The organism is Amycolatopsis sp. MtRt-6 (assembly GCF_017308975.1).
Taxonomy (GTDB): Bacteria; Actinomycetota; Actinomycetes; order Mycobacteriales; family Pseudonocardiaceae; genus Amycolatopsis.
This window is the reverse complement of record NZ_JADWPD010000037.1, coordinates 17,112-43,459: the sequence shown is the minus strand read 5'-3', so window position 1 is coordinate 43,459 and position 26,348 is coordinate 17,112. Positions and strand designations below refer to the sequence as shown.

Annotated in this window: 17 protein-coding genes; 4 read left to right on the top strand and 13 right to left on the bottom strand. The window is 72.2% G+C overall.

What is annotated here, in order from left to right; genetic code table 11:
* The first annotated feature begins 239 nt into the window (after window positions 1–239).
* Window positions 240–2,429 (top strand): bifunctional SulP family inorganic anion transporter/carbonic anhydrase, encoded by a 2,190-nt coding sequence (locus I4Q55_RS41480; protein WP_206796023.1) that lies wholly within the window; start codon window positions 240–242, stop codon window positions 2,427–2,429.
* Between the two features lie 369 nt (window positions 2,430–2,798).
* Here the strand turns inward: I4Q55_RS41480 and I4Q55_RS41475 are convergent, their stop codons facing one another.
* Window positions 2,799–3,890, bottom strand: coding sequence for a sensor histidine kinase (locus I4Q55_RS41475; RefSeq protein WP_206796021.1), 1,092 nt, complete (start codon window positions 3,888–3,890; stop codon window positions 2,799–2,801).
* Entirely contained in the window at window positions 3,887–4,540 is a 654-nt protein-coding gene (locus I4Q55_RS41470) for a response regulator transcription factor (protein WP_206796019.1), read from the bottom strand. Before I4Q55_RS41470 ends, I4Q55_RS41475 begins: the two co-directional genes overlap by 4 nt.
* A 169-nt stretch (window positions 4,541–4,709) precedes the next feature.
* On the opposite strand from I4Q55_RS41470, the gene I4Q55_RS41465 reads away from it, so the two are divergent.
* The gene (locus tag I4Q55_RS41465) at window positions 4,710–5,306 is read left to right on the top strand and encodes a DUF2076 family protein (RefSeq protein WP_206796017.1); all 597 of its coding nucleotides are present in this window, start codon (window positions 4,710–4,712) and stop codon (window positions 5,304–5,306) included.
* Between the two features lie 304 nt (window positions 5,307–5,610).
* Window positions 5,611–6,837: a DUF418 domain-containing protein gene (locus I4Q55_RS41460; protein ID WP_206796015.1), complete on the top strand. Its 1,227-nt coding sequence runs from the start codon at window positions 5,611–5,613 to the stop codon at window positions 6,835–6,837.
* 397 nt (window positions 6,838–7,234) lie between these two features.
* Here I4Q55_RS41460 and I4Q55_RS41455 read toward each other — a convergent pair whose 3' ends face one another.
* The 4 genes from I4Q55_RS41455 to I4Q55_RS41440 all read right to left on the bottom strand — a co-directional run bounded on the left by I4Q55_RS41455 (window position 7,235) and on the right by I4Q55_RS41440 (window position 13,497).
* Window positions 7,235–8,512, bottom strand: a complete 1,278-nt coding sequence (locus I4Q55_RS41455) for a DUF418 domain-containing protein (RefSeq protein WP_206796013.1) — start codon at window positions 8,510–8,512, stop codon at window positions 7,235–7,237.
* 96 nt (window positions 8,513–8,608) lie between these two features.
* Entirely contained in the window at window positions 8,609–11,038 is a 2,430-nt protein-coding gene (locus tag I4Q55_RS41450; protein WP_206796012.1) for a rhomboid family intramembrane serine protease, read from the bottom strand.
* Window positions 11,039–11,076: 38 nt separating this feature from the next.
* On the bottom strand, window positions 11,077–12,375 hold the full coding sequence (locus I4Q55_RS41445; protein WP_206796011.1) for an esterase family protein: 1,299 nt from the start codon (window positions 12,373–12,375) through the stop codon (window positions 11,077–11,079).
* 126 nt (window positions 12,376–12,501) lie between these two features.
* On the bottom strand, window positions 12,502–13,497 hold the full coding sequence (locus I4Q55_RS41440; protein ID WP_206796010.1) for a sporulation protein: 996 nt from the start codon (window positions 13,495–13,497) through the stop codon (window positions 12,502–12,504).
* 210 nt (window positions 13,498–13,707) lie between these two features.
* Here I4Q55_RS41440 and I4Q55_RS41435 point away from each other — a divergent pair, with 210 nt between their 5' ends.
* Entirely contained in the window at window positions 13,708–16,083 is a 2,376-nt protein-coding gene (locus I4Q55_RS41435) for an HAD-IC family P-type ATPase (RefSeq protein WP_206796009.1), read from the top strand.
* Window positions 16,084–16,093: 10 nt separating this feature from the next.
* Here I4Q55_RS41435 and lysX read toward each other — a convergent pair whose 3' ends face one another.
* From lysX to I4Q55_RS41400, 7 genes are all read right to left on the bottom strand, one after another.
* Complete coding sequence (gene lysX / locus I4Q55_RS41430; RefSeq protein WP_374194536.1) at window positions 16,094–19,414, bottom strand: bifunctional lysylphosphatidylglycerol synthetase/lysine--tRNA ligase LysX; 3,321 nt, start codon at window positions 19,412–19,414, stop codon at window positions 16,094–16,096.
* A gap of 9 nt (window positions 19,415–19,423) precedes the next feature.
* Complete coding sequence (locus tag I4Q55_RS41425; protein ID WP_307793451.1) at window positions 19,424–21,184, bottom strand: ABC transporter ATP-binding protein; 1,761 nt, start codon at window positions 21,182–21,184, stop codon at window positions 19,424–19,426.
* A 145-nt stretch (window positions 21,185–21,329) separates the two neighbouring features.
* Window positions 21,330–22,592, bottom strand: coding sequence for a cation:proton antiporter (locus I4Q55_RS41420; protein ID WP_206796007.1), 1,263 nt, complete (start codon window positions 22,590–22,592; stop codon window positions 21,330–21,332).
* 22 nt (window positions 22,593–22,614) lie between these two features.
* Complete coding sequence (locus tag I4Q55_RS41415; protein ID WP_206796005.1) at window positions 22,615–23,787, bottom strand: S9 family peptidase; 1,173 nt, start codon at window positions 23,785–23,787, stop codon at window positions 22,615–22,617.
* An 11-nt stretch (window positions 23,788–23,798) separates the two neighbouring features.
* A complete protein-coding gene (locus I4Q55_RS41410; protein ID WP_307793450.1) occupies window positions 23,799–24,521 on the bottom strand; it encodes an SDR family NAD(P)-dependent oxidoreductase in 723 nt (240 codons plus the stop codon).
* Window positions 24,518–25,405 (bottom strand): fumarylacetoacetate hydrolase family protein, encoded by an 888-nt coding sequence (locus tag I4Q55_RS41405; RefSeq protein ID WP_206796003.1) that lies wholly within the window; start codon window positions 25,403–25,405, stop codon window positions 24,518–24,520. The genes I4Q55_RS41410 and I4Q55_RS41405 overlap by 4 nt, the downstream gene beginning before the upstream one ends.
* The gene (locus I4Q55_RS41400; protein WP_206796001.1) at window positions 25,405–26,331 is read right to left on the bottom strand and encodes a VOC family protein; all 927 of its coding nucleotides are present in this window, start codon (window positions 26,329–26,331) and stop codon (window positions 25,405–25,407) included. The genes I4Q55_RS41405 and I4Q55_RS41400 overlap by 1 nt, the downstream gene beginning before the upstream one ends.
* Window positions 26,332–26,348: the final 17 nt, after the last annotated feature.

Genomic DNA, 26,348 nt, shown 5'->3' with positions numbered 1-26,348 from the left:
GCGGCCTGGATCCGCGGGATGCTGGTCTTGGACGAGGAGCCCCGGTGGTTCCTGCCTCGTCCGCTGACGTGGTGGAGGGCCGGTCCGAGTTCCCCGCTCCGGCGGCCCTCCACCGCGCTCGCCTGCCCGGTCGTGTTCGGCCGGAGTGGCGCCGGGCACGTTGTCCCTTGTCGCGCTGGTTTCGAGACAGCGACCGTCATCGATGACGGGTATCCGTTCACTCTTTTCGAGGTGGGGTCGTGAATACGAGAATTTTGCCTGCCCTGCGGCACGATGTGCCGGCGTCCTTGGTGGTGTTCCTGGTCGCGGTCCCGCTGTCGCTGGGAATCGCGCTGGCCTCCGGGGCGCCGGTGGTGGCCGGGTTGATCGCCGCGGTCGTCGGCGGCATTGTGGCCGGTGCGCTCGGTGGCTCCGTCGTGCAGGTCAGCGGACCGGCGGCCGGGCTGACCGTCGTGCTGGCGCAGACGATCGCCACGTTCGGCTGGGCCACGACCTGCGCGATCACCGTGGTCGCCGGTGGCCTCCAGGTCGTGCTGGGGCTCTCCCGGGTCGCCCGGGCCGCGCTGGTCGTTTCGCCCGCGATCGTCCACGGGATGCTCGCCGGCATCGGCGTCACCATCGTCCTGGGCCAGCTGCACGTGATCCTCGGCGGCACCGCGCAGAGCTCCGCGCTGAAGAACCTCGCCGGGCTGCCGGCCCAGATCGTCGGCCACCACAGCGCCGCGACGATGATCGGCCTGCTCACGCTGGCCCTGCTGATCCTCTGGCCGTCCCTGCCCCAGTTCGCCCGGCGGGTGCCGGGGCCGCTGGCCGCGATCGCCGTCGCCACCGTGGTGTCCGTGGTGGGCGGCCTGACGCTGCCCCGGGTCAACCTGCCCGGTGATCTCCTGCGCCTGCAGTTCGTCCCGCAACTCCCCTCGGACGGCTGGGCCGGCTTCGCGCTCGCCGTGGTCACCGTCGCCGTCGTCGCGAGCGTGGAGAGCCTGCTCTCCGCCGTCGCGGTCGACAAGCTGCACGACGGGCAACGCGCCGACCTCGACCGCGAGCTGGTCGGCCAGGGCGCGGCCAACATGGTCTCCGGTGCCCTGGGTGGCTTGCCCGTCACCGGCGTCATCGTCCGCAGCTCCACCAACGTCTCCGCCGGGGCGAAAACCCGTGCGTCCGCGGTCCTGCACGGCGTGTGGGTGCTGGTCTTCGTGGTCCTGCTCGGTGGGCTCATCCAGAACATCCCGCTGGCCGCGCTGGCGGGGCTGCTGGTGCACGTCGGCGCGAAGCTGGTCAACCCCGGGCACATCCGGCAGGTGCGTGCCCACGGCGACCTGAGCGTGTACCTGGTGACGTTGATCGGTGTCGTGGCCCTCGATCTCCTCAAAGGGGTGCTGGCCGGGATCGCCGTGGCGCTGCTGCTGATGCTGCGCCGGGCGATGTGGTCGGGCGTCCGTGCCGAACGTGACGGGGGCGACTGGCGTGTGGTGGTCGAAGGTGCGCTGACCTTCCTGGCCGTGCCGCGCCTGACCAAGGTGCTCGGCGTTATCCCGGAAGGCGCGACCGTGCGGTTGGAACTCGTTGTCGACTACCTCGACCACGCCGCCTTCGAAGCACTCGCGAACTGGCAGCAGGCTCACGAAAACTCCGGCGGCACCGTGATCGTCGACGAGATCGGCCACCCGTGGTTCGCCAACGGCAAGCAAGGCAACCCGACCCGCAGCCGGGCCGGCGCGGAACCGGCGCTGCCCCGCTGGCTCGCACCGTGGTCGGACTGGCAGGCAAGCACGGTTCCGCCGCGCAGCGAGGAAGGCGACGCGACGCTGCACGGGGCGAGCGAATTCCACCGGCGGACCGCCCCGTTGCTGAAGGACACACTGAGCGCGCTCGCGAGCGGGCAGCGGCCACCGACGCTGTTCATCACTTGCGGGGACGCGCGGATCGTGCCGAACGTGATCACCACGAGCGGCCCGGGAGACCTCTTCACCGTGCGGAACATCGGGAACCTGGTCCCGGCCGGGCAGGCCGACGACTCGATGAACGCCGCGGTCGAGTTCGCCGTCGGTGTCCTCGGTGTCCGCGAGATCGTCGTGTGCGGGCACTCCGGCTGCGGAGCGATGACCGCGCTCGCCGACGGCGGTCGCGACCACGCGTCGCCGTTGCAGGACTGGCTCCGTCATGCCGAACCCAGTACGCGACGCGAGGACGAGGTGGCTCTCGACGGCGCCGTCCCTGCCGCGCGGCCCGATCGGCTGGCACTGCACAACGTTCTCCAGCAACTCGACCACCTGCGGCACTACCCGCGCGTGGCCGAAGCGGAAGCGCGTGGAGAGCTGACCTTGACCGGGATGTACTTCGACATCGGTTCCGCCCGGGTGTCCATCTGGGACAGCCGATCCGGGGACTTCGTCCCCGCCGGCGCCACGGCCCCGGCCGCTCGGTGATCGGTCCGCCGGGCGGCTGATCGACACCAGCCGCCCGGCGGGCCGGAATCGCCGGCTGCCCGAGGAATCCGGGCCGCGAACGACACACCATCACGGCCTGGATCGTGGCGGGTGGCCTCGTCCTGACGGGCTGTGCCGCCGCCCGCCAGGTGCCCACCGAAGTGACGATCAAGGTCGCCTACGACCCGACCAACCCGATCTACTGGACCGGAACCGTCTGACACCACGCGCTGCCAGGCGCGTTCTCGCGACCGCCGCACCCCGGAAGGTGATCCCCCGAAGTACCCGGCCGACGATCGAACCGGCCCCGCACCGCTCGCGACCAGCGGACTGCCCGCCCGGCGACCGACGCCGTGATCACCCCGGATGTCAGCGGCGCTGCTCCGCGAGGGGCAGGCGGAGTTCGAGCCGGAAGCCGCCGTCGGCGGTCGGTGCGGCTTTGACGGTGCCGCCGAGCAGGGCGGCGCGCTCCCGGATACCGATGAGTCCGTGGTGAGCGCTGGGCAGGGCGAGGGTCGGGCGGGTCGGGCGGGTGTTGGTGACGGTGACGGTGAGGTCGGTGTCATCGTGCGCGAAGGCGATGGCGGCGGTGCTGTCCGGTGCGTGTTTGCGGACGTTGGTCAGGGATTCCTGGATGGTGCGGTAGATGGTCCGCTGGACGGCGGTGTCGATGCCCTCGGGCGCAGCGCCGGTCAGCCGCGCTTCGATGCCGCTGCCGGCGATCAGGCTGTCCAGATCGGACAGTGTCGGCTGCGGGGTGAGCCCGGTGGTCCGGCTGCCGGAGGCGCGGAGGAGGTTGACCATGTGCCGGAGCTCGTCGAGGGTGCCGACGGACAGTTTGCGGATGTTCCCGGCCGCGGCCTTCACGTCCGGGTCGGTGGTGGAGACCCCGATGGCGCCGGCCTGGACGGCGATCAGGCTGACCTGGTGGGAGACGACGTCGTGCATCTCGCGGGCGAGCTGGTTGCGTTCCCTGGCCAGGGCGGCCTGGGCGTCGAGAAGCCGTTCGTGTTCGCGGGCGGCCCGGATGTCTTCCAGCCGCAACGGGAGTTCCCGCTGAGCGTGGACCAGCCGGCCGAAGCAGATCGGGACGGCCGCGGTCATCGTCGCGTAGATGATGGTGAGCAGCAGATCGCTGCGCGAGTACTGGTACTCCATGCCGGGGACGAGGTAGCCGACCACGGCGACCACCCCGAAGCCGGCGAGCAGGTACCGGTTCGAATATCGCACCGCAACGGCGTAGAGGGCGATGAGCGTCGCGATCACCGAGCCCACGAGCGCGAGCGCGGGCAAGGTGAGCAGGAAGACCGGGACCGGCCACCGGCGCCGGACCAGCAGCGCGCCGACGGCCAGCATGACGGCGCCGGCGGCCGGCGGCCCGATGGGCTGGTTGAATCCGGCGTCGACGGCGGCGAGGGCGAGCAGCCCGGCGTCGGCGAGCAGGAGGTGCTTCCGGTTCACGACGGCCGGTTCTCGAGCAGGCCGGCGCGCTGCGCGACGAGCGCCGCCTGCACGCGGCTGCCGACCTCGAGCTTCGTCAGGATCGCGGACACGTGGTCCTTCACCGTGCCGACGCTGACGCGGATCCGGCCGGCGATGTCGGCATTGGACAGTCCGTCGGCGATCAGGACAAGCACGGCTCGCTCCCGCTCGGACAGCCGGCCGGCCTGGGTGGCCACGGCGGCCCCGGCGCCCGAGTCGAGGTAGCCGTCCACCACCGTCCGGGTGACCTTCGGCGAGAGGACGACGCCGCCGGCGGCCAGGGTGCGGACCAGCTGGGCGAGCTGCTCGGGAGCGGTGTCCTTGAGGATGAGCCCGGCCGCGCCGGAGCGCAGGGCGGTGGCGATGTACTCGTCGGAGTCGAACGTGGTGAGCATCGCCACGACCGGCGGGTCGGTCAGGCCGCGCAGCTGCCGCAGGACGGTCAGGCCGTCGACGTCGGGCATCCGGATGTCCAGGAGCACGACGTCGGGCGCGTGCAGGCCGACCTCCCGCACCGCCTCCCCGCCGGAGACGGTCGCCACGACCTCGATGTCCCCGGCCGCTTGGAGGATGCGGCGAAAGCCCGACCGCACCAGCTCCTCGTCGTCCACGACGATCACTCGAACCATGCGGTCAGTCTCGCCGCGACGGGCCTCGGGCTGCCATCCGGTGGCCGGCGGCGCGCGTCGGCCGATCGGCTGGAGATCGACAGCCGGTCGGCGGGCGGTTCGGGCCAGGTCACCGGTGTCCGCGGACGGGGGTACGCGCCGAAGATCGGATCCGACGAAGGGAGTTCTCATGGAGAACCAGGACCGCGAACTGATCCTCGGGCTGGCGAACCGGCTGCGGCAGGCCCAGCCGGTGCAGAAGGACCCGCAGGCCGCCGAGTTGATCGCCCACCACGTCGGGTCCCAGCCCGATGCGCTCTACCTGCTCGTGCAGGCCGTGCTGGTGCAGGAAGACGCGCTGCGCACCGCCCAGGCCCGGATCGCGGAGCTGCAAGCCGCCCCACCGGCACCGGCCTTCGGAGCTGCCCCGGCACCGGCCTTCGGAGCTGCCCCGGCGCCGGCCTTCGGAGCTGCCCCGGCGCCGGCCTTCGGGGCGGCGCCGGCCGGCGCACCCCAGCCCGCGCAGCAGGAGGGTGGTGGGTTCATGTCTCGCATGTTCGGCCAGAACCGGGACCAGGTGGCCCCGGGGGCCGCGCCGCAGGGCGGGTCCGGGGGCGGTCTCCTGAAGACGGCGGCGGCCGCGGCCGCGGGTGTCGCCGGTGGCGCGTTGCTGTTCCAGGGCCTGAGCGGGGCGTTCGGCGGCCACGAGGCCTCGGCGGGCGAGCACCACGGCGGCGGCCACGGCGACGGGGGCCAAGGCGGCTGGGACGACGGCGAGCAGTGGTGAGCCGGGCGCCGCGATGACCGTCCCGGTCCGGACGCGGCGGCCGGGGCGGCGGGTCCGCCGGAGTCGCCGTGGCTCCGGCTGACGCTCGCCGCCTGACGCTCGCCTGCGTGGTGGGCACGATCCTGCTGCGCCGGCGGTAGGTCGCCCGCGGGTGCGGGACCGCGTTGGCGGTCGTGCTCGTGCGGCCGTTCGCCGCCGGGCCCTTCGAGAAGCCGTGCGGACGACGAGTTCCAGCCGGGCGGCGGGCGGTTTCCCGCTCACCGGCGGATGTGCGATCCGACCACGGCCCGCCACGCTGCGGAGCATGACGACTACTGAAAGTACAACAACGAAGCCTGGCATCGCGCGCCTCGCGGGCATCGACCTGGCGCGCGGCCTGGCCGTGTTCGGCATGTTCGGCGCGCACGTCGGCCCGGATCCGAGCATCGGCGGGGTCACCGGCGTGCTGATGGAGTTCGTTCAAGGCCGTTCGTCGGTGTTGTTCGCGACCCTGGCCGGCCTGTCGCTGGCGATCATGTCGGGCAGGCAGGAGCCGCTGACCGGGGTGCCGTGGCGGCAGGCCGCGGGCCGGATCGCGATCCGGGGCGTCATCCTGCTGTTGTGCGGGACGGCGTTGACGATGACGGGCACCACGGTTGTGGTGATCCTCGCCTACTACGGCGTGTATTTCCTGCTGACACTGCCGTTCACCCGGCTGCGGGCCCCGGCGCTGGCCTTGATCGCCGCGGGTACCGCGATCGCGGGACCGCTGCTGTCCTTTGTGGTGCGCCGGTTCCTGGACAGCAGCGGCTGGGGCCAGGCGATCACCACCCACGACCCCGTCGAGGCGATCGGCGGGGAGGGCGTCGTCCGGCTGCTGTTCACGGGTAGCTACCCGGTCGCCACCTGGCTGCCGTTCGTGTTCGCGGGCCTGGCTCTCGGCCGGCTCGACCTCGCCGCCGCAGTCACCAGGGTCCGGCTGGCCGTCCTGGGACCGGCGCTCGTCCTCGCCGGCTACGGTGGCTCCTGGCTGGCGATCCGCCTCTTCGGGGTGACGGACCTGGTCGGGAACGACGCGGTGCCGGGAAGCGGCAAGCTGCCCGGCCCCGGCGGGGTGCTCGAACTCGGATACCAGGACGGGGACCGCTGGGTGGCGTCGGGTGCGGTGAACACCGACACGCCCGCGTGGTTGCTCGTGTCCTCACCGCACAGCGGCACGCCGTTCGAGATCGCCGGCTCGGTGGGCGTGGCGATCACGGTGCTGGTCTGCGCTCTGGTCCTGACGGACAAGCTGCCCCGGCTCCGGGTTTGGCGCCCGGTGACGGCGGTCGGGTCGATGTCCCTGACCGCCTACACGGGTCACGTCGTCGCGATCGCGGTGTTCGGGCTCAGCGGAGCGCAGGGCGAGCCGCCCGCCGTCCTCCTCGGATTCATCGCTGGCGCGATCGTCTTCGCGCTGGTCTGGTCCCGGTTCTTCCGGCGCGGCCCGCTGGAGTACCTGCTGCACGAGGCCACGAAACCGGCTCTGCGCCTGGGCCGGAAGCCGGCGTGACGGCCAGGAGGGGCACCCTCGTGGCCGTCACGCCATGAGAGTGCCCCTCACGCGGGCATTTCACCGGCTCGCCACTTCGCCGGTCAGCAGCTGGGTGGCGGCGAACTCGGCGTACAGCGGGTTGCCGGCGATCAGTTCGTCGTGGGTGCGGGCATCGCGACCGCCGCGACGGCCAGACCGCCCAGTGTCGCGCGTCGCAAATTGTTTGCCGGTCGAGACGAGCGCCCCAATGTGGCGTTCGGTGCGTCCAACGCAACCAACGCCACATTGGGGCGCATCCTGGCCCGCTGCCAACGAACATCGGGCGCACGACACCACCAGGACGAGCGACCCTCCGAAAAGGACAGTCCGCCACTGCGGCCGGGGCGGCCCGGAGGAAGGCCGCCCCGGCCGGATCTCATCGGAGGTGCTTCGCCGGCTTGGTGGCGATGTTGAGCAGGTACTCCAGCGGTCCACGGCGGAAGAACCGAGACCAGATCCCGGCGAACACGATGGTGCCGAGGATGAACAGGAGCACGGGCACCCAGGAATCCTGGGACTCGGTCCCGGTGGACACGGACACCATGGGCGACACCACGAAGTGGCCGACGTAAGCCGTCAGGGACATGGTGCCGACGGCGATGATCGGTGCGGCGAGACGGCGCAGCCACCCCAGGCGGTCGATGGCCACCGTCGCGCCCACGATCACGGTGATCGCGACGCCGACGCTGCCGACGATGTCGAACGTCATTCCGCTGTGCGGTCCGGCCGTCAGCAGCGACCAAGCCGATCCGGCGGCGTCGGCCGATGCCATGTCGGCACCGGAGCCGAACGACTTCGGTCCCGACAGCGCCATGTCAGCACCGGGGCCGAACGACTTCGGTCCCGACCCCGAGCCGTGCGCCGAGGCCGACTGCATCTCCGCGGCCACCCGGACGCCGTCGAACAGCCGGCCCAGCAGCCAGGACGTGCCGTAGGCGAACACGGTGAGGGCGGGGCCGAGCACGGCCAGCCGCCGTTGCACGGTGCGGGCGGTCAGGTCCAACCGGCCCAGCGCCATCCCGGCGATCACGAACGCCATCCACGTCATCGCCGGGTAGAAGCCGGTGACCAGCAGATCCAGCACCCCCACGCCGCCGATCCGGTCGAGCGGGTCATACGCCTTGAGGGCCGCCGTGACCGGCTCGGTCAGCAGCGACCGCACGCCGAACGCCAGCGGCGGCATGACGACCGCGAGCGTCGCCGCGATGATGGCAAGGGTCCTGGCCGGCAGCCGCACCAGCGGCAGCGCCAGCAGGAAGTAGAGGCCGTAGAAGGCGAGGATCACCACACCCCCGAAGGCCATCGCCATGACCGTGCCCAGCGCCAGCAGGACCACGGCCCGGATCACGATCCGGGCTCTCGCCTGGCGGCCGGCCACGCCGGTCTTCGGCTCCAGGCGGCCGGCGATCAGCATCAGCGAGAAACCGGCGAGGGTGGCGAACAGGGCCGACGAACGGCCTTCCGCCAGGCCTCGCACCCAGGCGCCGATGCCGTCCACGGCCGACGCCGACGGTCCGATGTGGATGACGAACATCCCGAACACGGCCAGCGCGCGGGCCAGGTCGACGCCGACCAGCCGCCCCAGCGAGGGAGCGGCTTCGGGCGGTGTCGGGGACTCAGGAGGCGACGTCTCCAGCGGCGGTAACTTGGTCATGCGGCCACCGTCTCGCAGTGACCGGGCCGGGGACCATCCGCCAGGTTTCCGGACCGGCCCGCCGATCGGCGGGATTCCGCCGTACCACCCGGCCACTCACGAGCGGGTGATCATCTTGACGGCGAGGCGAACGCCCTGGCGCGGGTTGACCTGGGGCAGGTAGGCGCGGCCGACCGCGTTCGCGATCCGCGGCAGGGCGGCCGGATCGGGGTAGGCCATGTACAGCGGCCGGTAGCTGGGCTGGAACTTCGCCTTGAACGCGAACAGCGAACGGAACCCGTACACCGGCTCCAGCACCTGCCCGGTCATGTCCAGCACCCGCTGCAGCGCGCGCGGGCGTTCCCCGCGGTCCAGCCGGGCGAGCGGCGCGCCGGACAGGCTGAGGAACCGGATCCCCCCGGCCTTCAGCTCCAGCGCCGCCGAGGCGATCAGGAACTCCATCGAGCCGCGGAAACCACCGGCCCGGCGGCGCATGAAGTCGAGCGTGTACCCGACGATTTCGCCGTCGTCGTACACCGGCAGCCAGCTGGTGACGCCGTGCACCGTGCGGTCGGCGTCGATGGCGAGCAGGCACCGCACGCCGTCGCCGGTGAGCTCTCCGAGGCCACCGAGCGTGAAGCCCATCTCGGGCAGTCCCTTGTCCGCCACCCATTCCGCCGAGATGGCGCGGACCTGATCGGTGATCGCGTGGGGCGCGTCGGCGTAGGCGCACCACTCGGCGGTGATGCCGGCCTTGGCCGCCTTGTTCAAGGCTGTCCGGACGTCCTGCCACTTCTTGCCGGTGAAGCTCAGCGTGCCGAGTTCGACCACGGTGTCCTCGGCGACCTGCACCGCGGACCAGCCGAGCGGGCCCACCGCCTCCCTCGTCTCCTCGGTGATGCTGTAGAGGCACGGTGTCCAGCCGTTTTCGTGGCAGAACTCGGCGAATCCGCGCACGGCCGCGGCCGGTGCGGGGCCGATCGGGTCACCGACGGTCAGGGCGATGGTCGCCACCACGCGATAGGCGATCACCGTCTCGCCGTCGGGGGTGAACCAGTACTGGTTGCCGCGCCAGGTCGTCATGTACGACAGCGACGACCCGCCGTACCGCCGCATCAGGTCGCGGGCGTGCGCCGCCTCCTTCTCCGACGACGACGGCCACGCGCGCCACGACGCCAGCAGCAGGCCGGTCAGCACGATCAGCCAGAACACCACGCCGCTGTACTCGAACAGCACCGTGGCGACGAACCCGTCCGCCTTGAACTCCGCCGAGATCAGCCCGAGCAGGTAGCCCGGCGGCAGGAACCGCTTCGGCAGGTCGGCGAGCAGCCCGGCGAAACTCGGTTCCGGCGAGAACTGGTCACGCGCGAGGAAGCCGACGAAGACGTACAGCGCCGACAGCACCCCGATGCTGCCCAGCGTGAACTGCCAGAACTTCCTGATGGCGTGACGGGGCAGCTTCACGGTGAAGTACTTGCGCGTCACCAGCAGCACGGCGGTGACGGCGAGCGGCGCCAGGATGGGCACGCCGTAGGAGAAGCCGATTTCCAGCGCACCGGCGTTCGGCAGCCGCGCGGCGTCCGCCACGAACCAGCCGACGATCGCCGCGTACGCCACGTTGAACGTCAGCGCCGACCACCAGGCGAACCGCCGTCCGCGCCGCAGTCCTTCCGCGAGCACGAGCAGCAGCAGCGCCGGGAGCAACGACATCACCAACGCCGGGAACCGCCCGTAGGACAGCTGGATCAGCATCGTGCGGCACAGGTCCACCGCGTCGGAGGCGCACATCGAGGTCACGTCCTCCGCCGCCGGTCGCGCGACCGCCACCACATCGGAGTACCACGACAACGGACCGTTCGGATACGGCGACAGCATCGTCACCACCGGCCCGAGCGCCGACGCCGCCACCACGAGCCCGACGAGGACGCGGGTCTCCGCCAGGGTCCGGGGCGCGCGGACCGCGCCGTTCCGCAGGAACAACGCGCCGATCAGCAGTCCGATCACGCCGCCGGACAGCCTCAGCAGGTCCTCCAGCCACCCCGAGTACAGCGTGAGCACCAGGACCGACAGGACGGTCATCAGCCGGACGCGGCGCCGCCACAACGACGGCATCCGGAACGTCAGCGCCAGCGCGAGCCCCACCCCGCCGATCGACGGGCCGGCCGCGGCCGCTCCCCGGAGCGAATCGAGCCAGGTCGGCTGCAGGTCGCTGCCGAACACCACTACCCCCAGCCCCAGGTACACGCCGAGGACGTGGGAGCCGAGGAAGATCGCTGCCGTGCGCAGGGCACCGAACTCGCGCTCGGCGAGCGTGCCGAACACCAGCAGCAGCACGGTGGTCGCCAGGTAGCCCGTCAGGTCCATGGCCCACAGCGCGGAAGAGAGTGCCGTCCACGGCGGGCTGTCGGTGCCGGCGCCGACGCGTGCGAGCAACTCGTCGTTCTGATCGCCCAGCGCACCCGTCAGCGCGCCGACGGTCCAGAACGCGATGAGGAACACGCACGTCAGCGGAGCGGTGCGGAGCAGGCGGCCCAATCGTGTACTCATGACTCTCGTTCCCCCGGACCGGCCGGTGCTCGTGGTGATCATCGGCTCAGGCCTGTGCGCACGGCCAGCCAGGGCAAGGAGTCGTAGAGGCCCGCGCGCCACACGGTCCAGTCGTGCCCTCCCGGCAGTTCCTTCCACTGCAGGTCCATGCCGGCCCGGCGACCGGCCTGGAACACCTCGGCGGCCGCCGGGCGGTAGGCCGCGTCGTCACGGCCGGCGACGATCACCCCCGCGGTGTGCGGGAACCGCTGCCGGGCGAGGATGTCCATCGGGTTGACGCGGGTGAACGCCGACTCGTCGCCGCCGAACGCGGCCTTGACCGTCGCGGCACGGGTGCCGAGCGACGGTTCGCGCTGCCCGGTGAGGTCGACGAAGTTCCCGTACACGTCCGGCGCGCGCACGGCGAGCTGGAGCGCGCACGTGCCGCCCTGCGAAAGACCCGCGATCGTCCAGGCCTCGCGACGCTCGTCGACCGTCAGCCGCTGCTTGATCCAGGCGGGCACGTCACGGGCCAGGTACGTCTCCGACCGGCCCAGCTTCGAGTCCAGGCACAGCGGGTTCGCCATCCGGGCACCGAGCTGGTCGGTCACCACCGCGATCGGCGCCAGCCCGTCGTGCGCCCGCGCGAACGCGTCCAGCCGCTCGGCGAGCCGGCCCGCGTCGAACCAGTCGCGCGGCGAACCCGGCTGCCCCGCGAGCAGCACCAGGACCGGCAGCCGCGGCCGGGGGTTCACCGCGTACGCGGGTGGCAGGTAGATCCACGCCGGACGGGCGGTGAACGCGCCGGGGATCGCCGCTTCCGACACCGTGCCCTTCTCCGGCAGGCCGGCGGGCTTCCGCCACACGTCGGCGAGCTTGCCGCCGGCCGGCACTTCGACGACGCCCGCCGGCGGCGGCGCGGCCGTGTCGAGGCCGACCCGGGTGTTCGCGAACACCTCGAGCGCCGCGCGCGATGTGGGGTAGAAACCGAAGTAGGCGTTCGCGGCCGTGCCCGCGCTCGCCAGCACGACCAGCGCCGCCGCGACGGCGAGCACACGCCGGTACCACCGTCCGGTGCGCAGCCGCGCGACCGCCAGGGCGGCGGCCACCAGCGCCGCGCCCGCCCACACCGCCAGCACCAAGGGCAACGGCTCCGGCCACGGCTTCCACACGTGGTCGACCAGGTAGGTCGCCCCGGCCACGACCACCGCGCACGCGAGCACCACGACCGGGACAACCCGGGTCCACCACCGGCGGTCCTTCCGGACCGCGAGGCAGAGCAACGCGACCGCGCCGGCCACGGTGGCGACGACGGGGATCGGCCCGGTGATCAGGGACAGGTCCAGTGGGCTGATCATGCGTTCCGTTCGTCGGTGGGCCTTCGGTTCACTCCGCGCGCATCGTCCTCAATGGACAAATAACGCACAGGTGCGGGGTTGTCCAATCGGGGGGCTTCGCCGGCGTCTTCAGCGGGGAGCGGCAGGTCATCCTTCGTCGTCGCCGAAGAACTCGTCGGCGACGCCACCGAGGACCATGCCGCCGAGCACGCCGCCGGCCACGCCGGCCGCACCGGCGGCGAGCATGCCGCCCGCCCCCGGCCCGCGCCGCTGCCCGTGGTGGTCGTCGTGGCCGGGGCCGGGGTAGCCCTGCGGCCCGCCATAGCCGGGCTGTGCCCCGTAACCGTGCTGTGCCCCGTAGCCGGGCTGACCGCCGAAGGCCAGGTTCACGGGGCTGCGCTCGGCCGCCTGGGCGAGCCAGGCGCTGACCGGGGCCGCCCAGTCGGTGTGCTGCGCATCCTCGTGCGCGAGCCGGAGGTGGCCGGGCGTGTCGCCGCGCTTGTCGGCGTCCAGGACCACGTGGAGCTCGTTCGGGGCCGCCACGAAGGTCACCGTGACCTGGTTCACCCGGCCCGCGTACTGGGCCGGCGGGAAGAATTCGAGCTCCTGGTGAAATCCGAGCTCGCCCGACACGCCCGGCAGGTGCCCGGCCACGATGCCGGCGCCGCGGAAGGTGAATCCGAGCGCGCCGAACGCGTCCAGCACCTTGTTCTGCGAAGGCAGCGGGCCGACCAGCACCGGGTCGAGGTCGCCCTTGTCGGGTGCCCCTTCGACGAGCAGGTCGGTGCGCACGCCCACGCGCATCCCGGGCAGGGCGGTGCCGCCGACCGCGGTGACGGGCGTCTCCCACGGCAGCGGCAGCCGGAACGGGATCGAGACGAGCTGCCCCGCCGGGACCCGCAGTCCCTGCTGCACGACCAGCCGGGAGATCTCCGCGTCGCCGCCGTACCCGTATTCGCCGGGCGCCGGGTCGGCACTGGCGACGAGGGCCAGCACGACCTGGCCGATCTCGGCGTCCGCGTTGCCACCCCGGACGTGCACCTGCCCGGTGACCGGCCGGCCGGGCTCGGCGTGCGGCGAGTCCAGCACGGTGTCGACGGACGGGCCACCGATGCCGAAGCGGCTCAGCATCCGATTGAACATGGTTCTCCTCCAGGGGACAGACGGGGTGAGCTGCGCGCTCGGTGAGTGCCGTGTTCCAGTGTCGTGAGGTCGCCCCGGCCCGCCCAGCCGCCGGGCGTCCGGAACCACCCCCTACCCGGCTGGATGTCCCCCCGCCGGTCGGCCGGTTCCGCGCACCCGTTCGTGGGCTCGGTGGCCCGGATCGGCCGGAACCTGCGTAGGGTCGCGGCCATGCCAGGGGATGCACGCCTGCTCGTCGACGAGGTCACGGCCGGGCTGACCGCCGCCGAAGTGGCCGAACGGGTCGCCGAGGGCCGGACCAACGACGTACCCGCCCGGGTGAGCCGCAGCACCGGCGAGATCGTGCGGTCGAACGTGCTCACCCGGATCAACGCGATCTTCGCGGTGCTGGCGGTGATCATCTTCTCGACCGGCTACCTGCTGGACGGGCTGTTCGCCGGCCTGATCGTGGCCAACAGCGCCGTCGGCATCATCCAGGAGCTGCGGGCGAAGCGGACACTGGACCGGCTGGCGATCGTCGGCCAGGTCCGGCCGCGCGTGCGCCGGGACGGCGTGAGCCGCGAACTGGCGCCGGCCGAGGTGGTGGCCGACGACGTCGTCGAGGTCGGTCCGGGCGACCAGATCGTGGTCGACGGCACGGTCCTGGCGGCCGACGCCCTGGAAGTGGACGAGTCGCTGCTCACCGGCGAATCGGACCCGGTCGTGAAGAACCCGGGCGAGGAGGTGATGTCCGGCAGTTTCGTGGTGGCGGGCAGCGGCGCCTACCGCGCGACGAAGGTCGGGCGGGAAGCGTACGCGGCGAAGCTCGCCGAGGAGGCGGGGCGGTTCACCCTCGCGGATTCCGAGCTGCGTGCCGGCATCAACACGATCCTGAAGGTCATCACGTACCTGCTCATCCCGGCCGGGGCGCTGTCGATCTACAACCAGCTCTCGGGCTCGCAAGCCCTGCCCGAAGCACTGCGCGGCATGGTCGCCGCGCTCGTCCCGATGGTGCCCGAAGGCCTGATCCTGCTGACCTCGGTCGCGTTCGCGGTCGGCGTGGTGCGGCTGGGCCGGCGGCAGTGCCTGGTCAACGAGCTGCCGGCGATCGAGGGCCTGGCGCGGGTGGACGTGGTCTGCGCCGACAAGACCGGCACGCTCACCGAGAACACCATGCGCGTTTCCGAGGTGCGGCCGCTCGGCGAGCCGGACGTCGTCCCCGAGCTCGTGCTCGCCGCGCTGGCCGCCGCCGACCCCCGCCCGAACGCGAGCCTCCTGGCCATCGCCCAGGCGTGCCCGCCGGCGCCCGGCTGGACCGCGACGGCGGTCGCGCCCTTCTCGTCGGCGCGCAAGTGGAGCGGCGCGGGCTTCGGCGAACACGGCGACTGGGTGCTCGGTGCTCCCGACGTCCTGCTGGCCGCCGGTTCGCCCGAGCGCGCGGAGGCGGAGCGGATCGGCGCGCACGGGCTGCGGGTACTGCTGCTCGGCCGGGCCGCGACCGGCCTCGACGCGCCGGAGGCACCGGGCGAGGTGACCCCGGTCGCGCTGGTGGTCCTGGAGCAGACGATCCGCGGTGACGCCCGCGAGACCCTGGACTACTTCGCCGCCCAGGGCGTGGCCGTCAAGGTGATCTCCGGCGACAACGCCGTCTCGGTGGGCGCGGTCGCGCGGGCCCTGTCCCTGCCGGGGGCCGAAGCGCCGGTCGATGCCCGGACCCTGCCCGAGGATCCCGGCGCGCTGGCCGGCGAGCTGGAGCGCGGCACCGTGTTCGGGCGGGTCACGCCCGCCCAGAAGCGGGCCATGGTCGCCGCGCTGCAGTCACGGGGGCACACGGTCGCGATGACCGGCGACGGCGTCAACGACGTCCTCGCGCTCAAGGACGCCGACGTCGGCGTCGCGATGGGGGCGGGCAGCCCGGCGACCCGGTCGGTCGCCCAGATCGTCCTGCTGGACAACGCGTTCGCCACCCTCCCCCAGGTCGTGAGCGAAGGCCGGCGGGTGATCGGGAACATCGAGCGGGTCGCCAACCTGTTCCTCACCAAGACCGTCTACTCGGTGCTGCTCGCGATCATCGTGGGTGTGCCCGGCCTGATCGGCCTCGCGGCGGTGCCCTACCCGTTCCTGCCCCGGCACGTCACCATCGTCGGCTGGTTCACCATCGGCCTCCCCGCGTTCGTGCTCTCCCTGGCCCCCAACAACGACCGCGCCCGCGGCGGTTTCGTGGGCCGGGTGCTGCGGATGGCGATCCCGGCCGGGGTGGTGATCGCCGCGGCCTCCTTCACCGCCTACGTCCTGGTGCACCCCGGCGGCGCCGCCGGCGAGTCCGCGCAGGTGCAGGCCAGCACCACGGCGCTGATCACGCTGATGGCGCTCGCGTTGTGGGTGCTGGGGATCGTCGCCCGGCCCTACACGTGGTGGAAGGCCGGCCTGGTCGCGACGATGGCTCTCGTGTCCGGCCTGATGTTCGTCCTGCCGGTGACGCGGCGGCTGTTCCTGCTGGACCCGGGCAACACCGGCCACACGCTCACCGCGCTCGGCTGCGCCGCCGCGGGCGTGGTCCTGATCGAACTCGGCTGGTGGATCGGCGGCCGGCTCACGGCACGCTGAACCGACGTCGTCATTCCGGCCGGACCAGCGGGAAGGCGAGGGTGTCCCGGATCGTGGTGCCCGTCAGCAGCATGACGAGCCGGTCGACACCCAGGCCCAGCCCGCCGGAGGGCGGCATGGCGTACTCGAGCGCGGTGAGGAAGTCTTCGTCGACTTCCATCGCCTCGGGATCGCCGCCCGCGGCGAGCAGTGATTGGGCGACGAGCCGGCGGCGCTGTTCGACCGGGTCGACGAGTTCGGAGTAGGCGGTGGCGACTTCCGTGCCCTTGATGACGAGGTCCCAGCGTTCGGCCAGTTCCGGGTCGTCGCGGTGCGGGCGGGTGAGCGGGGAGACGTCGGCGGGGAAGTCGGTGTAGAACACCGGTCCGGCGGTCTGCTCCTCGACGAGGCGTTCGTAGAGTTCGAGGACGACCGCACCGCGTGTCCACTGTGGATTGTGCGCGATCCCGGCGGCGTCGCACAGCTGCCGCAACCGGGTTTCCGGTGTGCTGCTGGTGATCTCCTCGCCGAGCGCTTCGGAGATGGCGTGGTGGACGGGCACGACCGGCCAGTCACCGGAAAGGTCCAGTTCGCCGGCCGTTTCACTGCCGTGGATGGCGGTGGCGGCGGCCTTGATCAGCTGCCGGCACCGCGCTCGCATGATCGTGTAGTCCGCGTAGGCCTCGTACGCCTCCAGCATGGTGAACTCGGGATTGTGCTTGTAGGACACGCCTTCGTTGCGGAAGGTGCGCCCGAGCTCGAAGACCCGTTCCACGCCCCCGACGCAGAGCCGCTTCAGGTACAGCTCGGGGGCGATGCGCAGGTAGAGCCGCATGTCGTAGGCGTTGATGTGCGTGACGAACGGGCGGGCGTTCGCGCCGCCGTGCACGGGCTGCAGCATCGGCGTTTCGACTTCGAGGTAGTCCTGGCCGAGCAGCGTCGTCCGCAGTGCCTGGATCGCCCCGCCACGGGCGCGCAGCAGCTCCCGCGACCGCGGGCGGACGACCAGGTCGAGATAGCGCTGCCGGACCCTGGCTTCGGGGTCGGTGAGGCCGGAGTGCTTGTCGGGCAACGGGTGCAGGCACTTCGCCGCCAGCGTCCAGCTCTCGGCGAGGATCGACAGCTCACCGCGCCGGGAGGTGATCACCTCGCCGCGGACCGCGACGTGGTCGCCGAGGTCGACGTCCGCCCGCCAGCCGCGCAGGTCGTCCTCGGCGGTGTCCGGTGCCGCGAGCATGACCTGGAGGTCACCGGACCAGTCCCGCAGGGTCGCGAAACACAGCTTGCCGTGGTCGCGCATCAGCATGACCCGGCCTGTGACGGCGACGCGCTCCCCCGTGCGGGTGTCCGGCGCGAGGTCCGGAAAGCGCCGGGTCACCTCCGCGAGGACGGTGTCGCGGGGTACCAGGACGGGATAGGGATCGACGCCGCGGGCCCGCAGTTCGTCGAGCTTGGCCAGCCGGATCCGGGTCTGTTCGGAGGCGGGCACGGGCCGGTCGTCGACGGCGGGCCCCGCGCTCTCGATGGCGCGGACGGCAGCCGGCAGCGCCGGGTCGCTTTCGTGTGCGGGCGCGGTCGAACCGCGGCCGAGGAAGCCTTCGGCGATGGCCGAGGCGAGCCCGACCCGCGCCAGGTCGCGCCGGTCCCCGTAGATCAGGAAGCGTGGCTCCCAGTGCGGGCGGTACTTGACGTTCGACCGGTAGAGCGATTCGAGCTGCCACCACCGGGAGAAGAACAGCAGCAGCCGCCGCCAGGCCCGCAGGACCGGGCCGGCGCCGATCCGCGCGCCCTCTTCGAACACCGCGCGGAACACCGCGAAGTTCAGCGACACCCGCCGGACACCGAGCGCGGGCGCACCGGCGGCCAGCGCGCTGACCATGAACTCCATCAGGCCGTTGCCGGCATCGCGGTCACGGCGCATGAGGTCGAGGGAAAGCCCGGTCCGGCCCCACGGCACGAACGACAGCAGCGCCCGGACGTTCCCGGCCGCGTCGAGCGCTTCGACCAGCACGCACTGCCCGTCGGTGGGATCGTTCAGCCGGCCGAGCGCCATCGAGAAGCCGCGTTCGGAATCGGTGTCGCGCCAGCGATCGGCCAGTGCGGCCGCGGCGGCGAGCTGCTCGGGCGGGACGTCGGCGTGCCGGCGCACCCGCGCGGTGTACCCGGCCCGCTCGATCCGGGTGACGGCCTGGCGCACCGGGCGCATGTCCGGCCCGGCCAGGGTGTAGCCGGTGACGTCGAGGATCGCTTCGTCGCCGAGTTCGATCGCCTTCAGCCCGGCCCGTACGTACGCTTCGGCGGCTTCTTCCCCGGCACCCATCACCGCCGGGCTCCAGGTGTACTCGGCGCACATCGCCAGCCACCGGGCGATGGCGGGCTGCCACGCGTCCGGCGCGCCGAGCGGGTCGCCACTGGCCAGGCACACCCCGGCGACGACGCGGTAGGTGATCGCCGCCTCGCCGGAAGGGGCGAACACCACGGCCTTGTCCCGCCGGGTGGCGAAGTAGCCGAGTGAATCGCGTTCACCGTGGGCGGCGAGCAACCTGCGGACGGCGATCTCGTCCTCGGTCGTCAGCAAAGCCGTCATCCGCTGCGAACGCAGCATCCACAGCAGCGCGGCGAACAGCGAGACCACGCCGAACAGCGACACCGACAGCGCGACCCAGCCCGGCGCGTCACCCACTCGGGTGATGTCCAGCTGGATCGCCCCACCGATGACCGTCTCGACCGCCCAGCTCCACCGGTCACCCACCGACCGCAGCGAGCCCGGGAACACCTGGACCAGCGCACCGCCGAGCAGGATGGAGACCCCGAGCAGACCGGCGAACAGCAGGACGGCCTTGCGCAGCGCCGCCTTGCGTGTCCGCCCGTAGAACTCCCGCTTCGCAGCCAGGAGCACGGCCAACGCGACGACCGCGATCAGGCAGGACTGCCAGAGGGACCACAGGTCCCAGCCCTTCAGCTCCAGCGGCTGCCCGTCGTCGTCGAGCAGGAACCGGTCCGGGGCCAGCACCACCAGCAGCCCGGTCAGCATGCTGGCCGCCGCCTGGGCCAGGAGCAGGCCGCCCAGTACCGTCCGGGCGGCCCGCTTGCGGCGGGCCACCGCGCCCGCCAGCACCGCGAGGAACAAGCCGTACGCGACGTTGGGCGGGGCGGGGAACACGGCGTCGTCGACGAACTGCCGCACCGGCTGGAAGCCGCGGCCCAGCGCGGCGCTCACCGCCGAGAGGACGCACAGCGCGGCGATCACGCCCAGCGCCGTGGCGAACACCCGGGGAACCGCGCGCAACCGCGATCGTACGCCCGGCCTGGGGATCCCGGCGGCAACTTCGTTCATGAGCCTGGTGGACACGCGCAGACACTATCCGGCAGCCTGCTGGACGGCGCTGTCGCCGGTGAGCAGCTGGGTGGCGGCGAACTCGGCGTACAACGGGTCGCTCGCCACGAGCTGGTCGTGGGTGCCGGTCGCCCGGACGGTTCCCTCGTCCAGCACCACGATCCGGTCGGCGCGGGTGACCGTCGAGAGCCGGTGGGCCACCACGAGCACGGTCGTCGTCTCGGCCGCGGCGGTGACCACGTCCCGGATCGCCAGCTCGTTCACCGCGTCGAGCTGCGAGGTGATCTCGTCCAGCAACAGCAGGCGAGGACGGCGCAGGAGCGCGCGGGCGAGCGCGACCCGTTGCCGTTCACCCCCGGAGAGCATGCTGCCGCGGTGCCCGACCGGGGTGTCCAGGCCGGCCGGCAGCCGGTCCACGAGGCCGTCCAGCCGGGTCCGCACCAGCGCGTCGCGGATCTCCTCGTCGGTGGCTTCCGGACGGCCGTAGCCGAGGTTGTCGCGCAGCGTGCCGGACAACAGCGACGCGTCCTGCTCGACGTACCCGATCGAGGCGCGCAAGGCGGCCAGGTCCCAGTCCGCGAGGTCGGCACCGTCCAGCCGGATCCGGCCCGACGACGGTTCGTGGAACCGTTCGAGCAGCGCGAACAACGTGGACTTCCCGGCGCCGGAGGCCCCGACGAACGCCGTCATGCCCCGGGCGGGAATCTCCAGGTCGACGCCACGCAGGATTTCCGGGGAATCCGGGCCGTACCGGAAGCGGACGCCCTCGAACACCAGCTCCGCAGCTTCCTGACCGCCGGCGGTCCGCCCGGCCGGAGCCGGTTCGGCGGGCAGCTGCTCCACTTCGGACAGCCGACGCACGGCCGCCAGCCCGATCTGCAGCCTGCTGCCCGCGTGCAGGAGCTGCCCGATCGGCTCCTCCAGGTAGAACAGGTACAGCAGGAAAGCCACCAAAGTGGACAACGGGATGGCGCCGGTCACCACGCGCGCGCCGCCGACGCCGAGCACCGCGAGGAACGACGCCTGGATCGCGAGCGCGTTGGCGCCGTGGACCAGCGACTCCCAGCGCGCCGAGCGGACACCGGCGCGCCACGCGCGTTCGGCTCCCTCCTCGATCGCCGCGGTCTCCCGGGCTTCCGCACCCGAGGCCTTGACGGTCCGGAAGGCGCCCAGGACCCGCTCCATCCGCGTCCCGGTCTCCCCGACGGCCTCCTGGGCGGCGCGGGTCGCCTTTTCGATCATGGGCATGCCCGCGAGCGCGAGCAGGCCGACCACCAGCAGCACCGCCGCGGTGACCCCGAGCAGGACGAGGTCCAGCGTCCCCATCAGCACGACCATCACGACGGTCGTCACCGCACCGGTGACCAGGCCGACCAGCGCGTGCGTGCAGACCTCGCGCAGCAGGGTCGTGTCACTGGTGAACCGGGACAGCAGGTCCCCCGGTTCGGCGCGCTGCACGGCGGGCACGCGCAGCCGCAGCACCCGCCGGGCGAACCGCTTGCGGGCCACCAGCACGACCGACTCCGCGGCGCGCTCGAGCAGGTAGTCACCGGCCATCCGGACCGCCGCGCCGGCGAGCGCGAGACCGACCAGCAGGACCAGCAGCCCGGTGATGACCCCGCCCGTTCCCAGCTCGTCGACGAGCGTCTTCGCCGCGAGCGGCTGGGCGGCCGCGGCCAGACCGCCCAGCAGGACGAGCAACCCTCCGAAGAGGACGGTCCGCCGTTGTGGCCGGACGTACCCGGCGAGCATCCGCCAGGTCGCGCGGTCGATCGAGGTGCGCACGGGAAACAGCTCCATATTCCGTGGTCGTTGCCTGAAGAACTCCTCGATCGTCGACGACGGGACGTGGCGGCCGGTACCGGTGGACCGGCCGGGTGACCCAGCCGAGTGGCTGGTCCCGCACCGCCACCCGGCGGCTCGGGCAGCGTCAGCGGCGGGCACCCGGGCGGGTCAGCAGGTGCGTCAGCGGCTTGGCGCCCATCCCGTGCAGGACCACGCCGCCCAGGACGCAGACCACGGTGATGACCAGGATCGTGTCGGCGGCCGGCCCCTCGAGCAGCTTGTTGAACGCCAGGAGCCCGAACACGATCGTGGTCGTGCCACGCGGTCCCAGCGCGCCGACGAGCAGGCGTTCCCGTCCCGCCAGCTTCGACCCGGCCAGCGAAAGGAGCACCGGGACCACGCGGACCACCGTGAGCACCGCCGCGCAGAACAGGACAACCTGCCACGAAACGCCCAGCGAGTAGGCGAGGACGGCCGCGATGCCGACGACGAACCACATGGTCGTGGTCAGCAGGGTGGTCACGTCCTCCAGCAGGTGCATGTCCTTGCTCAGGGCGTCGGCCCGGACCTCCGCGCGGTCGGCCCGGCCGTCGCGGACCCGGCGGGCCTTGAGCAGCCGGTGCAGGTAGCGGAAGGCGGTGCCGCAGACGAACGAGGCGACGAAGCCGTTGCCGTCGATGGCGACGGTCGCGGCGTAGGTCAGCAGCGGTGCCAGCAGCACGACGAGGCGCGCGGACTGGGGCGTCACCCAGCCGGCGTGGTGGGCCCGGTCCAGCAGCCAGGCGAGGAGGCTGCCGATGACGACGCCCGCGACCAGGGCCTTGGCGGCGAAGGGCAGCGCGGTGGCGAGGGCGTCGAGCGGTGTGCGCTGCTGGGTGCGGTCGCCGGCCAGGATCAGCGCGAACAGGAACAGGGGTGAGACGATCCCGTCGTTGTAGCCGCTTTCCACGTTCAGCACACTGCGGACCCGCATCGACAAAGTGCGGTCGCGCACCAGCTGCTCCGCCGGCGCGAAGTCGGTCGGCATGGCGACGCAGGCGATGAGCAGCAGCACGGCCCACGGCAGGCCGGGGAACAGCAGCCAGCCCAGCAGCGCCGCCAGCGCGAGGCTCACCGGCAGGGCGATGAACAGCACCCTGGCCACGAGCCCGGGGTATCCGCCCCACAGGCGTCCGCCGCGCACCTCGGTGGCGTCGACGAACAGCAGCACCGCGAGGATGATTTCCGCGATGTGCTGAACGGCCTCCGTGTTCAGCACGGCCGCGATGGAGTTCTCGTACAGCAGGCCGACGAGGACACCGGCCAGCACCATCACCACCGGCGCGCCCAGGTTCCACCGGTCGAGCCGGGCCGCCGCCAGCGCCCGGACGACCATGGCGAGCGCGGCGGCGAGGAGCAGCAGGTTCATGCGCTCATTCTCACGGATGGTCCTAAAAGGAGCGCACCCGGCTCAGCCACTCGAAGGTGCCGGTGACCCAGTCGGCGATGAACGTGCTGACGTGGGGCAGGTGGTCGAGTCCGATGTGCTCGGTCGCCCCCTCCTCCGGGGTGAACACCCTCAGCTCCCGCCGGGGCGAGTTGACGGCCTGGTCGTAGGAGCGGTGGGCGTACTCGAGCGGGATCTGCCGGTCGTTCTCGCCGTGGGCGACCAGGAACGGGACGGTGATCTTCTCGACCACGCCGTCGAGGTGCACGCCGTCGGCGAAGGTGATGAACTCCGCCAGGTCGTCGTGGCCCCACACCCACAGCACGTGCTCCCAGTAGTGCGGAACCGGCCGCTCGCCTTCACGTTCGAGGCGGCGGCGCTGCACCGCGCCCCAGTTGTGGTTGGCGCCCCAGGCGACGCAGAGCGCGAACCGCTTCTCGAACGCCGCGGCGCGGGGTGCGTAGTAGCCGCCGAGGGACCAGCCGGCGATCCCGATCCGGCTGTTGTCCACTTCGGACCGCGTCTCGAGCCAGTCCACGGCCGCGCCCGCCCAGGCTTCGGCGTCGATGCGGGCGGTCAGTCCCTGCAGGCGCAGGGCTTCGCCGGTGCCGGGCTGGTCGAGCATCAGGCACGAGATCCCCCGGTCGGCGAGCTCGCGCCAGTGTGCCGAGGTGTACATGTGTTCCTTGGTCGAGTCCAGGCCGTTGACCAGGACGATCACCGGCGCCGGCCCGGTCCCGGTGGCCGGGGCGAGGGAGAGGTAGGCGGGCAGGGTCGTGCCTTCGTACGGGATCGCCACCCGCGAAACCAGGGAGTCCCGCAGGTCGAAGGACTTCTGGGCGAGTTCGAGGACCCGCCGGTAGGTGGGCAGCCGGTGCGGGTCGGAGTGCGCGAGCATGCGCTCGGCCTGGCAGAGGTAGTTGGTGGCCCGGAAGTACAGCTCGCCCGCGGTGCGGGTGTGCCCGGCCTTCTCGGCCTGCTCGGCTTGGGTGACGAGCTGGTCGGTGAGTGCGGTCCAGGCCCGCAGGAAGTCCGGTGTGCCGGCGTCCGAGCCCCGGGCCGCGGCTTCGCGGATGGGCCGGCAGGCGCGGTCGACCTCGTCGATCAGGCCGCCGCTGTTGAGCGCGGCGACCACGCCGAGGTTCCACACGTAGTTGCCGGGAAAGTATTCGAACACGGGGTTCCCTTTCAGGTTCGGGCGGCTTCGCTGATCGACTTGACGCCGCCGTGCGCGGTCAGGCCGCCGTCGACGGGGATCTCGGCGCCGGAGATGTAGGAGGCCGCGTCGCTGATCAGGAACGCGGCGAGCGCGGCGACCTCCTCGGCTGTCCCCGTGCGGCCGAGCGGGGTCTCGGCGACGTTCGCGGCCCGGAACCCGGGCGGCGCCGAGGCGGTCATCGGGGTTTCGATGTACCCGGGGTGCACGGCGTTGACGCGGATGCCGCGCTCGCCCAGCTCGAGGCAGGCGGCCTTGACGAAGCCGCGCAGCGCCCACTTGCCCGCGGTGTAGGCGAGCGGGTAGTGCCCGGTCAGCGCCGCGGCCGAGCCGGTCACGACGATCGACCCGCCGGCCGGCATCAGCGGCACCACCGCCTGCACGGCCCGCAGGACGCCGCCGACGTTGACGTCGTGCACGTGCGCCAGGTCCACGGGGTCCAGCTCGCCCAGCCGGGCCCGCCAGGTGATGCCCGCGGCGGTCACGAGCCCGTCGACCCGCTCGAGACCCGCGGTGAGCGCGGCCCAGCCGGCGTCGTCGGTGACGTCGAGCCGGTGGTGTTCGACGCCGGGCAGGCCGGGGTCTTCGGCGCGGTCGACTCCGATCACCCGGGCGCCGTCCGCGGCCAGCCGTCGCGCGGTCGCCGCGCCGATGCCCTGTCCCGCCCCGGTGACGACCACGACCTTGCCGCTCACCGCGACCGCTTCCGCGGCCGGGGCCGGGCCGGACGGACCGGCGGCAGCGTGCCGCCGTCGACGACGGTGTTGCGGATCGTCCCGATGCCTTCGACCGTCATCTCCACGACGTCGCCGGGCCGCAGCGGCTCCCGCGTGCGGCCGCGGCCCCACAGCTCCGCCAGGCAGCCGCCGTTGCCGCAGGTCCCGGAGCCCAAGACGTCGCCCGCGCGCAGCCGCGTGCCGCGGGCGGCGTACGCGGCCAGTTCCTCGAACGGCCAGCCCATGTTGGACAGCAGGTCCTGCCCCACCTCGACACCGTTGACCGCCACCCGCATGTCCAGTGCCAGGAAGCCGTCCGCGTCGCGGTAGGGCTCCAGTTCGTCGGCCGTGACGAGCCACGGCCCGAGCGTCGTGGCCGAGTCCTTGCCCTTGGCCGGTCCGAGGTTGACCTTCATCTCGCGGCGCTGGAGGTCGCGGGCGGACCAGTCGTTGAGGATCGTGTAGCCGAAGATCGCGTCGGGGCCCAGCACGGCGGCGACCTCCAGTTCGAAGTCGAACAGCCGCGAGCCGGGCGGGATCGGCACGTCGTCGTGGGCGCCGACCAGCGCGCAGGGATTGGTGAAGTAGAACGTCGGTGCCTCGTACCACTCCGGCGGCACGGAACCCGGCGCGACCATGCCTTCGACGTGCTCCTCGAAGGCGACGAAGTCCCGGACGCTCGGTGGCTCCAGCGGTGGCAGCAACCGGACGTCGGCCAACGGCACGGATGGTCCACTGGGGACGGCCTGCTCGCCGCGGACCAGGTCGAGCACCGTCACCCCGGCCGGGAACGCGTGGACGCCGTCACCGGAGACGACGCCCGCGTGCACGGTTCCGCCGTGCTCGTAGGTGGCGAAGCGCATCAGACCGGCGGGGCCACGAACAGGCCCTTGTCGGGGTCGTTGAAGGACCGCTGCGCGACGAACTCGTTCATCGCGTTCGCCGTCCCCCACTGGTCGGACACTTCGGGGTCGCTGAAGTCGTAGAGGTGCGGGTGCCAGGTGTCCTCGTCGACCAGCTCCAGCTCGGTGGTGTACTCCATCGTGTTGCCGTGCGGGTCGAGGAAGTAGCTGAAGGTGTTGTTGCCGGCCAGGTGCCTCCCGGGACCCCAGATCTTCTCGACGCCCGCGCGCAGGAGCCGTCCGGTGCCGCGCATGTACTCGTCCAGCCCGCGCATCTCGAACGACACGTGGTGCAGTGACGGGTGCGGGCAGCGGGCGATGGCCATGCTGTGGTGCCACGAGTTCACCCGCAGGAACCACATCATCTCCCCCATCCGCGGGTGCATGAGGATGTCCGACAGCCGGAAGCCGAGGTGCTTCTCGTAGAACGCCCGGGTCGCCTCCGGGTTGGCGGAGTTGACCACCACGTGGGACAGCCGGACCGGCACCGGCTCGCCCGCCTCGATCCTGCGGTGGGCCCGGACGGCGACGTCGGCGCTGATCTCGATGGTACGGCCCTCGTTGTCGAAGAACCGGAACCCGTAGCCCGCGCCCGGGGTGTGCAGGGTCCGTGGCTCGTGGACGAGGGTCACCCCGGCGGTGGCCAGGCGGGCGGCGAGCGTGTCTACATCGGACGGTGTGGCGACGCCGAAGGCGATCAGGTCGATCCGCTTGTCGCCGGCCTGGCGCAGCCGCACCACGTACTGCTCGGGCGAGCCTTCCGCGGCGAGGAACGCGACGCCGGTGTTGGTGTGCTCGGTCTTGAGGCCCCAGGCGCCGGTGTAGAAGTCTTGCTGCATGGCCAGGTCCGGCACGGCGAGGTCGACGTGCCGCAGGTGGGTGATCATGGCGTTCTCCTCCGGAA